This is a genomic window from Marivirga aurantiaca, from assembly GCF_016679925.1.
In the GTDB taxonomy this organism is placed as follows: domain Bacteria; phylum Bacteroidota; class Bacteroidia; order Cytophagales; family Cyclobacteriaceae; genus Marivirga; species Marivirga aurantiaca.
Genome location: NZ_JAEQBW010000003.1, coordinates 195982 through 208919 on the forward strand (window position 1 = coordinate 195982; position 12938 = coordinate 208919).

Consider the following 12938-nt stretch of genomic DNA (forward strand, 5'->3'; position numbering starts at 1 on the left):
AGTATGGCTTCCAACGGGAAAAGAATAAAGATGGTGATCGAAGCCTATGAGAAACCTGATTTTACCAGTAAGGTGGGGGAGTTTTCTTTGCAAATGAACCCTGAGAAATACGACATCGATGTTCCCAAGCAAAATTCGGTTAAAACCAAAGTACTCAGTAATGGAGAAGTGGCACCTGGCAACGATCCTGAGGGACTTGAAAAGCTTGTACTTGAATTTTACCTTGATGCTACAGGACTGGTTCCCGGTTGCGAGGATGTGCATGAGAGCGTAGGGGAGTTAAGGAAGCTGGGCCTTGATGTGAATGGAAATATCCATCGCAAAAACTACCTGAAAGTAAGATGGGATTCAGTACTGGTTTTTCCATGTGTAATGAAATCCCTTAAAGTAGACTACCTTCTATTTAAGCCTGACGGACAACCTGTCCGTGCTAAATTAGTGGCAGAATTCGAGCAGTTCATTGATGCCGAAACCCAGGCAAAAATCAATAATACCAGTTCTCCGGACCTGACCCACGTGCGCACTGTGGTGGCTGGGGACAACCTTCCATTATTGTGCTACCGGATATATGGTGACTGCAAATATTATATTCAAGTGGCCGAGTATAATAATATCATCAATTTAGGTCATTTAACACCAGGTCAAAAAATCATTTTTCCCCCGTTAGGTTATGGCAACATCACCACTAAATAGTCAAATAGATCTCCCTACTTTTAAAGTGCTTGTCGAGGGACAAGCCATAAAGGACTATTATGAGGTTCAAAGCATTCAGGTAGAGAAAGGAATTAATCGTGTCAATACTGCGGAGGTTGTTATCATAGATGGAAATCCTGCAGATCAGAATTTTGAAATTAGCGAATCAGAGGATTTTGTGCCCGGCAGTAAGGTGCAAATTGATTTGGGCTATCATTCCACCGAATCTATGGCTTTTAAAGGCATTATTATGTCCCAAAGCATCAAAGTCAGGAGTTCTGCCAATGGTGTTCGTTCAATGCTTACCATTAAATGCTCTGATGAGGCGGTAAAATTGACGGTGGGCAGAAAAAGTCGCAATTTTAAAGATAAGAAAGACAGTGAAGTCATCACTTCTATTATAGGGGAAACAGCAGGTATTGACAAAACTGTTGCTGCTACCACTTTTACTCATAAAAAAATTATTCAATACGATTGCACAGACTGGGATTTCATACTTTCCCGTGCCGAGATCAACGGCTTTGTGGTTATTTGCCAGGACGGGAAATTAAATATTGCTGCACCTGAAGTGTCAGGGCAGGCTGCGTTGGGATTAACCTACGGTGTGGATATTATCGATTTCCAGGCGGAACTGGAATCCAGCTCACAACTAACTGCAGTGGAATGCAATTCATGGGACAGCGCAGAGCAAAAACTTCAAAGCGGGCAGTCTGTGGAACCAACAGTAAATGAACAAAGTAACATCACAGGAAAAACATTGGCATCTGTTATTGGCCTCAGCACTTTCAAAATGGGCACCTCAGTTCCGGAAGACGCCTCCGTGCTAAAGGAATGGGCCAATGCCAAACTTCAAAAATCAAGATTGGCAAAAATTAAAGGATATGTAAGTATCCCGGGCAGTACATTGGCAGAATTAGGAACACTATTGGAATTGAATGGATTTGGTGCCCGCTTTAACGGAGATGCTTATATTTCCAGTGTATCCCATACAGTTGAACGAGGTGTGTGGACTACAAATATTGGCTTTGGGCTTGATGAAAGATGGTTCTCCGAAATCCACCGAATAGAATCTCCTGCAGCTTCCGGTTTGCTTCCGGGCATCCAGGGGCTTCAGATTGGGATTGTTAAGCAAATTGATGAGGATCCTGATGGGGAATACAGAGTGTTGGTGGATGTACCGGTGATTGAGGAATCAGGTACGGGTATATGGGCCAGGTTATCGAACTTTTATGCATCCAATGGAATCGGTAACTATTTTTACCCTGAAGTGGGAGATGAAGTGGTACTGGGATTCCTTAATGAGGATCCGCGGTTTCCGGTAATTTTAGGTTCAGTATATGGCAAAAAACTAAAACCAGCTTATACACCTGATAGCGAGAATAAAACTAAGGGAATGGTGACCAAAAGTAAAATGAAGCTAATTTTTGATGAAGATAAGAAAGTAATCACCATAGAGACTCCGGGAGGAAACAAGGTGACTTTGAGCGATGATGCCAAGTCGATAAAAATGGAGGATCAAAATAGCAACAAAATTGAAATGTCTGACAGCGGGATTCTTTTGGATAGCCCGAAAGATATCAAACTTAAGGCATCAGGTAATTTTACAGTAGAAGCCACTTCCGGTGTTACGGTTAAATCTACCGGTGATGCATCGCTGACAGGCAATAACGTAAATCTGAAAGCTAATATAGCCTTAACGGCAGAAGGAGCGGCATCAGCGGCTCTTAAGGCTTCTGGTCAGGTGGAAGTAAAAGGAGCTATGGTGATGATCAACTAGTAAAAAGCAGGAGACGATTACAATAGTAATATCTTAGTAATGATAAAATCAAGTATGAAATATAAACTTCTAAATTGTTTTTTAATGGATCCGATTTCATGGTACTTCGGTCTTCAGACTTCAAATAACTAATAATATGCCACTAGCAGCAAGATTGACAGATATGCACCAGTGTCCCATGCAAACACCGGGAGTGCCACCAATACCACATGTGGGAGGGCCCGTAGTGGGGCCGGGAGCGCCAACAGTTTTGATAGGAAAAATGCCTGCAGCCGTAATGGGAGATAGTTGTGTTTGTGTAGGCCCTCCGGATACCATCGTAAAAGGTTCGGCAACAGTAATGATAGGAGGCAAACCTGCAGCAAGAATGGGTGATACCACAGCTCATGGAGGCCAAATAGTACTTGGATGCCCTACAGTAATGATAGGAGGATAATCATATGGAAGAAGAAAACTCATTTTTAGGTCGCGGTTGGGCATTTCCCCCGGCATTTGATGCCAAATCAAAAAAAAGTGTCATGGCTGAGGAGGAGGAAGATATTCGGCAGAGTCTTTTTATCATTATTTCAACTACACCAGGGGAAAGGATCATGAACCCAAAATTCGGATGCGATCTTATCTCATCTGTATTTGACAATATAGATAGCTTGGCAGTAAACAGGATGAAAGACCTGATAAGGACAGCCATCTTAAATTATGAGCCAAGGATAACGCTTCATGAAGTAATAATTGACACCAGTCAGTCTTTTGAGGGAGTGGTTCATATTACCATGGAGTATACTATCAGAAAAATTAATGTAAGGACCAATATTGTTTACCCCTTCTATTTGAAAGAAGGTACCAACGTAACTGGCATGTAGTGGAATGAAAAGTGGGGCAACGAAAAAAATATTGAAAAGAACACAAGGGTCTTCACAGTCGGACAGAACTAATACTATTCTGCATCAGGACTATGTGAAAATAGATGAACGAGGACTTGCGGAATACCTCGCATTTCTCTATAAGTATTCTGAGTCAATAAAATTTTATAATTTAAAAAATAAGCCTGCTGGCAACTGGCAACAATTTACCGGAAGTGACATCAGTGTGTTATTGTCCCGAATTGCAATTATTGATCCTGAAAAACTGGATATGAGGTTTAAGGACCTGCTCTTCGAGTTTGAGAATGAAATTGATGAAAGTAAACTCATTAATCTTTTCCATCAGTTGTACCATGAGGTTTTTAATCTTATCCAACTCTTTGATGAATGGTATAACATTGCATTTGAATATTCCTCCGGAAAGGAGAATGAATTGGGTGCAATGGTTCAAAATGCCATTGAATACAGGCTGAGCAAGAAATATAAACGACTTGAGGTACTGAGGGCAGCCTACAATGAATTGGGACTGGTGTCTGAACTCAACTCATCCGCCAGGCTGGATAAAATTTGGGAAGCGGATGAATCTCCTGAAGAAGCTTATGAGATGGTGGGGGAAACCATCAGGGAGAAAATCAGCCATAGTGTAAAGCAATTGACATTTCTTTTTAAGGATTTCCTAAGAGGCGTTACCTCCGTTGTAAATGCAGCACCCCAACTTCTCCTGAAGTCACTTAAGAGCGGAATTCATGCCCCTCAGAATGCGTTGCTTATCACATTTGTGAAGCTTTTTGAACATGTAAAGGGAGACCTGAACCAGATTACGCGTAAACACCTCGACTACTATTACTATCATAAGTTACAACAGAAATTTCATGACGCTATCCCTGATAGAGTACATCTCCATTTTTTGTTGGCAGACCATGTCAGTAAACATGTGATAGAAAGGAATACTTTATTTGTGGCCGGTGTGGATGAAGATGGTTATGAATATCTCTACAGCGCTGATCATGAACTTATTCTAAATAAAGCATCTGTAACAGATATTAAAGTGCTGTATTTATCGAAAAATCCTATGATAGCAGAAGGAGATAAATACCAACTTACTTCCAATATATACCACAAAGAAGTAGGTATAACAACCGGTAATGTTAATAATTCCCCCTTATCATTCGCAACCTTTGGGGAAGAGCAATATGCATTGGGAGAGGGCAAGAGAAGCATGCAGATGTCCGAAATAGGATTTGCCATTTCTTCTCCGGTATTGTTGCTCAAGGAAGGTAACAGAAAAGTGAGGATGGATCTGAGGTTCAACTTAAAATCAATGTCTTCACTGGTTTCTTTTCTTGAAGATTTTTCTATTGAGGAGAAACTAAGTGCTGATGGGGCTTTTCATAAAGTATTCTCCAACTCATTTAATGTTCACCTCTCATCCTCTGATGGTTGGCACCCTATTGAAAATTATAAAATTGCACCAAAGAAGGCCTGGACGGATGGGATTCTCAGTATCTTTTTTGAACTGGATTTGGCAGCACCTGCTATTTTGCCTCTGAATGAAGAACATGAGGACTATGAAAAATTTGGTTCCGGATGGCCTTTTATGAAAATCACCCTTAGTACGGACAAAGCTATGTATGCTTATTCTTATATGAGGGATTTGATCATAGAAGAATGCACAATCAATGTGGAGGTTGATCAGATTAAAGGACTACAGGTTTTTAACAACCTCGGGAAACTTGATGTAAGCAGCCCGTTTTATCCTTTTGGTACCATACCTAATCAGGGATCTTATTTGCTTATAGGGTATGATGAACTCTTCAAAAAGGAAATAAATGATATCACTCTGGACCTGGAGTGGCAAAACCTGCCCAGGAATGAAAATGGATTCAAGGAATATTATAGAAAATACAATAAAAATATTGACAATGACTCCTTTAAAATTTCTTTGAGAGCTTTGTCAGGGCATCAGTTTTTGCCTCGATCTGAGGGAAAACTCCAGACGTTCAATTTGTTTGGCACCAGGAAAACCGGAAAAGGAGAAGCTTCTTTAAATCTTCTGGACAGGCATAGCAGGCTGGACCAAGTAGATATTGATGCATTACAAATCAAATCGGATTACAAAATGGATGTATTGCCGGAATTTGACAATACTACCAGGTCCGGCTATCTGAAATTAGAGTTAGTGGAGCCCGGGTTAGGATTTGGCCATGAGATGTATCCTACTTTATTTGCCAATGAAGTAATTGAAAAGGCTAAGCCGTCCAACAAGAAAGCACTGGATTTGCCTAACCCTCCTTTTGCACCTCAACTAAGTGGTATGCAAATGGGTTATAAGGCATCATCAACAATATTATTTGATAAAACAGCTACAAGAAGGAGTAATCCGGAAGCCGATGAAAAGTTTTATCATTTGCACCCTTTTGGAACCAGGACAATTTTTAAAAACAGTATTCCCTATGATCATTCCCTGTTACCACAATTTGAGAGTAATGGCTATCTTTTTATTGGTCTAAGTGAACTCAAACCACCCACGCTACTTACATTATATTTCCAGTTGGAGCAACGGATGGGGAATAACTTTGATGTAGAAATCCCGACTGTACAATGGCAGTATTTATCCAACAATCAATGGATGGATTTTAACAAAAGTGAAGTGATTTTTGATAGTACTAATAATTTTACTGTTTCAGGTATTGTCAAACTTTCCATACCTGAAGGTATTACTATTGGCAATAGTATCCTTCCTGAAGATAAGTACTGGATTTCCGCAAAGGTGGCAGGGGATGTAGGCTTGTTGTCACGAACGAAATCTATCCATACACAGGCGCTGTCGGCATCCTGGGTGCCCCACAGGCCCGGTAGTCAGTGGAGCCGGAATATTTTACCGGGCACCATTCAGAGGTTTGTTCATCCTAGATCAGAAATAGCAGGTATCTTTCAGCCAACCGCATCATTTTCAGGTATCCCACAGGAAAATTCCGACAGGTTTTACGCCAGGGTCAGCGAACGATTAAGGCATAAGAACAGGGCTGTTACCCCTTGGGACTATGAACATCTCATCATGGAGAAGTACCCCTTCATTGACAGAGTGAAATGTATTACGCCCATGGATGGTGGAGGAAGAGTAAAAGGCGGTGATTTTATTGTTGTGGTAGTGCCTTCCATTGAACGTCAGAATGATTTTTACCTGCCTAAAATTGACTACAATACTTTAGGTGATATTCAAAAGCATGTCACCTCAATAAGTTCTCCTTTTGTGAATATCAGAGTGGTAAACCCGGTATATGAGCAAGTAAAAGTGAATTGTAAAGTCAGGTTTATTGATAATAACAAAAAAGGAGAGTATATTCAGAAGTTGCACGAAGACTTGAGAAAACTCATCTGCCCATGGTTTTACTCCTCCTCTGCCCGAATGAATTTTGGAGGGTATATCAAGCATGAAGAGGTACTTACTTTCTTGGAATCATTGGATTATATCACCTTTATTACAAAGCTGTCAGTAGTGATAGTACATTATAATAATGAGGAATACTCTCTTTCTGATTCCATGGACGAAGGTAAAATATTGCAGGCAAGTACACCATGGAGTATTTTAGCACCTATGGAACAACATGCTATTGAGATTATAGAAAAAACAATACATGAAAGCCCGGAAAGGGCAGCCATAGAAAGAATGCGTTTGGGAGGTGATTTTGTAGTCACTGAAGAATCTCAGATGGAATTGGAAGATTTTCCTCCCTATAAAAAAGGTGAGGATAAAGATTACTTTGTTGTTGAAATTGACATATGATAAATTGACTATTTATGCCGATATATAACCGTACCACCTTAAAAAATTTCTTCAAAAATGGAAAGAACCCAACAGAGGTTCATTTTTCGGATCTGATAGATTCTTCCATCAATAAAATTGATGATGGTTTTGCCAAGAGCATTGATGAAGGCCTGCAGTTGTCTCCTTTGGGGAGCTCCAACCGCTTGATGAGTTTCTATGAAAATATAGGAGATAAAAAGCCGGATTGGCAATTTGTTATCAATCCGAAAGAAGAAGTGAAGGGATTAAGTGTCACAGAGGGTGAAGATAAGCATAGGTTGTTTTTTAGAAAAAACGGGAATATTGGTGTGGGCACCTTATTTCCCAGGACCCGACTGGATGTGAAGGGAACAAGCCGTTCTCAGGCAAGGGTAGGTGCCTATTCTGGGGGAGGAGTTCCTGCTGACGGACAATGGCATCCCATTATTGAAAACCTTACAGGCTGTCATGCTTTTGAAATTGTGGCAAAAGCCGCTGCCGGAAAAGGGAGAGGTAAATATGCTATGGCCCATGCCATGGCTATTAGTGCTTACGGAAGCTCTTCCAGTAAAGTAAAAGTTACTCAATCCTGGTATGGGAATTATTGGAACAGGATAAAGTTTAGATGGAGGGGAGAGCCATCTAATTATAGACTCGAAATGAAAACGCGAAGCCATTATGGAATGAGCAATGTGAAGGATAAACCTTATTATATTCAATTTCATGCCTGCAGTTTGTGGGATGACCAGCTTTTTAACAGGAAATGAATCTCATCTTTTTAAAATATCATTAATTTCTATTCATGTTAGAGCCAAAATCTATAAGGAGAGACCCTGAACTATTGACAAGCCTGGATTATAAGGCACTTCGAAAAGAGGGCATTAAATACTTGCAAGAGCTTTCCGGTAAAATCTGGACGGATTTTAATGAACATGATCCTGGAGTTACATTGTTGGAGCAAATTTGTTATGCACTCACTGATGTTGCTTACCGTACTAATATCAGTATTGAGAAATTGTTGTTCTACAACGATGAATACAAATCTGTTTCCGATTCAAATGCCCTCTTCGGCCCGAATGAAATTTTTCCCTGTGGACCACTGACCTTAACAGACTACAGGATTTTGGTGATTGACAAGATTAGTGCGATTAACAATGCATGGCTTGAGCCAGTGGAGGAAAACAAGCTCGGCTTGTCTGGTTTATACAAGGTAATAGTACAGGTTTCAAATGAAACTTCAGAAGCAGATTACGGAATTATAAAGGAAAAGGTAAGGAAGCTTTTCTCAGCCAATCGAAATTTGTGTGAGGATATTGATGATGTACAAATATTACTTCCAACACCAATAAATATTGGTGCCAAAATCGATATAAAATCCGATGCTGTGGGGGAAGAGGTTTTATCCGAACTCTTCTACCGTCTTAATAATTATTTCAACCCTGCAGTGCAGTTTCATACTTATGAAGAGCTTACTGAAAAAGGGATGCACCTGGAGAAGATTTTTGAAACCCCTTCCTTTGATCATGGCTTTATTATACCGTCTGAGCTGTACCTTAAAAATGATGAGTTTTATGTGACTAAAATTGCAGAAATTATTTCCTCAATTCCCGGTATTCGAAATGTAGAGGAATTGATAATCAAGAAAAATGGGATTAAAACCTATGGTAACTCTCTTAAAATTGACCCTGGCTATTTCGCCCAGCTGGACATCAGCCATAGCGAGGGGATAGAAATCACCAAAGGAGGCATTTCTTATGACTATGAAAAATCCACAGCTCAACATTTGTTTGAAGTGAAGCTGGATAAACATAAAAGTGCCAATAATATGAAGTTCAAATGGCAATTTGACAAAGTTGTGAAGCCGTTTGCCTTTAACCAAATCTCCGATTTCCCTTCTATTCAAAATACCTTGCCGGGTCTTTACGGAGTAGGGCGGTATGGTTTGCCGGAAGATGCAGGTGAAGAAAGAATAGCTAAGGCAAAGCAGCTGAAAGCTTACCTGCTTATGTTTGACCAGGTACTGGCCAATCATTTGATTCAGCTACAAAAGATTAAGGACTTGTTCTCTATTGAAGATGATGGCCTTCATACCTATTATGGAAAACTGCCAATGGAATTCCCGGATTTGGAAGAACTCCTGGAAAATCCATCAAATGAGAAAATTCAGCAATTAGTAGTAGGATTTGATGATCACCTGGATAGAAAAAACAGGATACTTGATCATCTTTTAGCTAGGTTTGGGGAACGTTTTTCAGACGATTTGAGCATAAAGGTGAAAAATTTGTTTGGAGATTTGCCCAAAGAAGAGGTAGAGCAGGAGGTAATACGACTCAAATCAGGTTTTCTAAGAAACTATATTCAAATAAGCAGGGAAAGGGCCCGGGCATTTGACTATCTAAAGGATTCCATAGACCAGGAAAATATACCGACCTTTAAAAGGCGTATCAGTTTTCTTTTGAATATCAGGGACCACCGTCAACGATCCTTGATTAGTCACTACTCCGACATGAAAATCAATATTCATGAGCCGGGAAGTAAATTAGTGACAGATGCCAAGACAGAAACGGATAAGGGTCAGGAAATCCATTACCGCCAGACAGAAGAAATAGAAGGTAAAGTAACATTTCTCATCAGGGAAAGAAAAACTTTGGAACACCTGTTTTTAAATGGGGCTAATAGGGCCAATTATCATATAATGCCTGAAACTGACTCAAAATATATAGTATTGTTTTATAGGGATAAGAAAGATTTCCCGGTAAAGCTATTTGAAGTAGAAACGGTTGAAGCCGCACAAAAAACAATAGGGAAACTGGTAGAATGGTTTAATGAAACCAATGTTAAAACTGAAGGCTTCCATGTGATGGAACATATACTTTTGAGACCCTACGGAGTGGATGAATTCCATTTTCAAATCCTTGGCAGAGAGGATGATGTTTTATTTAAGAGTATAATTTCACATGGTTATGATGAGCAGAAATTAGTAGCTGAGGATGCTTTATTGGCTGGCTGTGATAAAGCCAATTATAAAAGGGTTCAGGTTAAATCCGGCAAACATGTAATTATTCTGAAAGATAAGCATCACCGTGAATTGGCTCGCTTAGAGGATGAGGTAGTTTCTGAAGAGGGTGCGGCAATGAAAATTGACGACCTCATTAAATACTTCCGTGAGCTTGAAAAAGATAATACTGCTTTTCAGAAGAAGATTATTATGACTCCGGTCAAAATTGAGGAGCGTAAAGTAAGTAAGGATTTTTATAATGCCAAGATGAGTCTTGTTCTTCCTGAATGGATTCCCAGGTTTCAAAATGAGGAGTTTAGGGTATTGCTTAACAATAGTTTGAGGCAAAGTATCCCCGCACACCTGTCTGTAAAGTTTATCTGGCTTGATATGGAAGGGATGCGAAATTTTGAAGTATTGCAGAAGCAGTGGCTTGAATTGAGAAGACAACCTAATTTTGACTGGAAAAAGCTGAATATACTTTCTGCCAAATTAATCAATATCTTAACCATACCGAAAAATGGAGAATAGCAACCGTAAGGGCCATGGATCAAATGTAAATCCGTTTCCAGGTTTAAAACCCTATGAAGTGGAGGACAGCCATTTCTACTATTCTTATGGATACCGTACGGATGATATCCTTTCCAGATTGCGTGAAAACAGGTTTATCACCCTTGTAGGAGATGCGGGTAGTGGTAAAGCCTCTTTGGTCAATTGTGCCATTATACCCACCCTTCTGGATGGTTTTGCAGGAAAGGGTGGTGATAAATGGAAATATGTGGTTTTTCGACCGGGTACCAACCCTTTGAAAAACATGGCCATTGCACTTGCCAATTCAAAGATTTTTCTAAAAGGAGGTAAAATAGAGCCTAATTTTGCTGATCAGCTAAATGAAATACTTCGTGAGAATGTACAGGGACTATTAAATGTTTTTGATAAGTATAAATTAGAAGAGGAGCATAACCTGCTTATTTTCATTGATGATTTCGAAGATATATTTGCTTACGAAGAGCTTTACGAAAGTGAAGAAGATAAACTCCTTTTTATCAATCTGATTTTAAAATTTATCAGGCGTAGCAACCATCCGGTGTATCTGGTGATGGCACTTTCTTCAGATTTCCTGAGCGAATCCTCTCAATACTCCGGCCTTCCTGAGGTGATTAATGATAGCCAATACATGATTCCCAAAATGGACGCATCCCACCTTGGTAAAATAATTGTCCATGCCTTTAAAAGTGCCGGTATCAGGGTTGAATCAGCCTTAATTGAAACAATATTGCAGGATTTTAAAGAGCATCAGGCCAATAATTACCAGTTGCAATATTTACTCAAATCCATGGTAGATCTGTGGTTAAGTAGTGTAAAAACCTCCGATGAACTATTGACTATTGAATTCTATAAAAAAGCCGGAGGTCTTGAAGGGGCTATTAATAAAGATGCTGAGCAGCTTTATTCTGTACTAAATAAAGTTCAGAAAAGAATATGTACGTGCCTCTTTAAGAGCATTGCACAAGTGGGAGAAAACGAAAGGACAAGGGCAGTGGCTGTAGAGGATGTGAGTAAGGTGGCCGGATGTTCCATCAATCAGCTAATAGAAGTGATTGACCTCTTTACTTTAGAAGGACTGGAGCTTATTGAAATAATTGAGACATACGATATAGAAGAGCGACTTGATTCACTGGATGACCTGCTCGACAATCCTTTTTCTCAGGTAAACAAATATTCTAAAATTACCCTTCGCAATGTAGAATTGATGGAAAGCTGGCCACGCCTAAAGCATTGGGTAGAGGAGGAACAAAAATATGCCGGTATTTATATCCGGTTAGCCAATTCGGCTGCTTTGTTCAGACAAGACAAGAAAGGCTACTTCATGAACCCTGAACTCCAGGTAGCATTGGACTGGTACCAGCGGGAAAAGCCGGGGAAAGCATGGGCGAAGCGCTATCCGGGAAATTTTGAAAATGCCATTGAATACTTATTGCTGAGCCAGCAAAATTATCAGGATGCACTTAGGCAGGAGAGATTAAGACAGGAACAAAAGAAAAAACGGGATAAACAATTCAGAATTGTCCTGATAATAGCCAGTATTATTTCACTTTCTTTGGCTGGTTGGGCCTACAATGAGAAAATGCATGTAGAAAAAGCCCATAAATTAACTGAAGCAGAATCTAAAAAACTCGGGTTTATTCAGGATTTAGATTCTTTAAAGGTAATATATATTGATGCATTGCAAGATATGGATTCTGCCCATATCGATCAACTCCGTAGGGAGGCAAGAAGGTTAAATAAAACTTCTAACTCCTCAATGAGAGAATTTCTTCATTTTGCAGAAATAATGATAGAAAGGGATTCTTTATGTAAGAAAGGGTTAAAATCAAAGATTTCACAAATACAGAAAGTCCTGAACTTTTGGAGTAAGGAATGGAATACCATTGATGTTCATATGGATAGTATTAATAATGAACATGCAGTTTTATTCGAAGGGTTCTGTGATTCCCTGAAAAAGCACTGTGCTTGTCAGTGGGAAATGCTTACTTCAATTAATTATCAATGCACTCCCCCAAGCCGGGAGAATTTGAAAGATTGCAAATAGTTGAGAGAGTCTTTTTACGGAACTGATGTGTCAACAAATAGAAATACAGGAAGCAGTGGTATTGAAAATTTTGGATTATCATATTGATTAGATAAAATGAAATGAGTATCCCGAGTACTCGGGACCAATCGAGGATGAATATCAATTTTACGAATTCTCCCGAAGGGATCCCTTTGGGGCATAGCCTGCCCCGACTAATCGGGGTGACCGTTAAAAAAAAAAATTATCTA

The 12938-nt window shown here is 39.7% G+C and carries 8 protein-coding genes; all 8 read left to right on the top strand.

The features are described 5' to 3' along the window. The first annotated feature begins 3 nt into the window (after positions 1 to 3). Positions 4 to 693, top strand: a complete 690-nt coding sequence (locus JKA74_RS08835; RefSeq protein WP_201430819.1) for a CIS tube protein — start codon at positions 4 to 6, stop codon at positions 691 to 693. Continuing rightward, positions 671 to 2470 (top strand): type VI secretion system tip protein VgrG, encoded by a 1800-nt coding sequence (gene vgrG / locus JKA74_RS08840; protein WP_201430820.1) that lies wholly within the window; start codon positions 671 to 673, stop codon positions 2468 to 2470. The genes JKA74_RS08835 and vgrG overlap by 23 nt, the downstream gene beginning before the upstream one ends. Positions 2471 to 2606: 136 nt before the next feature. Next, positions 2607 to 2906, top strand: coding sequence for a PAAR domain-containing protein (locus tag JKA74_RS08845; protein WP_201430821.1), 300 nt, complete (start codon positions 2607 to 2609; stop codon positions 2904 to 2906). A gap of 4 nt (positions 2907 to 2910) precedes the next feature. After that, positions 2911 to 3330 carry a GPW/gp25 family protein gene (locus JKA74_RS08850; protein ID WP_201430822.1) on the top strand — a complete coding sequence of 140 codons (420 nt, stop codon included), beginning with the start codon at positions 2911 to 2913 and terminating at the stop codon, positions 3328 to 3330. A 31-nt stretch (positions 3331 to 3361) separates the two neighbouring features. Continuing rightward, positions 3362 to 7117: a hypothetical protein gene (locus JKA74_RS08855; protein WP_201430823.1), complete on the top strand. Its 3756-nt coding sequence runs from the start codon at positions 3362 to 3364 to the stop codon at positions 7115 to 7117. A 14-nt stretch (positions 7118 to 7131) separates the two neighbouring features. Then, positions 7132 to 7884 (top strand): adhesin, encoded by a 753-nt coding sequence (locus JKA74_RS08860; RefSeq protein ID WP_201430824.1) that lies wholly within the window; start codon positions 7132 to 7134, stop codon positions 7882 to 7884. 35 nt (positions 7885 to 7919) lie between these two features. Further along, positions 7920 to 10646: a hypothetical protein gene (locus tag JKA74_RS08865; protein ID WP_201430825.1), complete on the top strand. Its 2727-nt coding sequence runs from the start codon at positions 7920 to 7922 to the stop codon at positions 10644 to 10646. After that, positions 10636 to 12708 carry an nSTAND1 domain-containing NTPase gene (locus JKA74_RS08870; protein ID WP_201430826.1) on the top strand — a complete coding sequence of 691 codons (2073 nt, stop codon included), beginning with the start codon at positions 10636 to 10638 and terminating at the stop codon, positions 12706 to 12708. The genes JKA74_RS08865 and JKA74_RS08870 overlap by 11 nt, the downstream gene beginning before the upstream one ends. Positions 12709 to 12938: the final 230 nt, after the last annotated feature.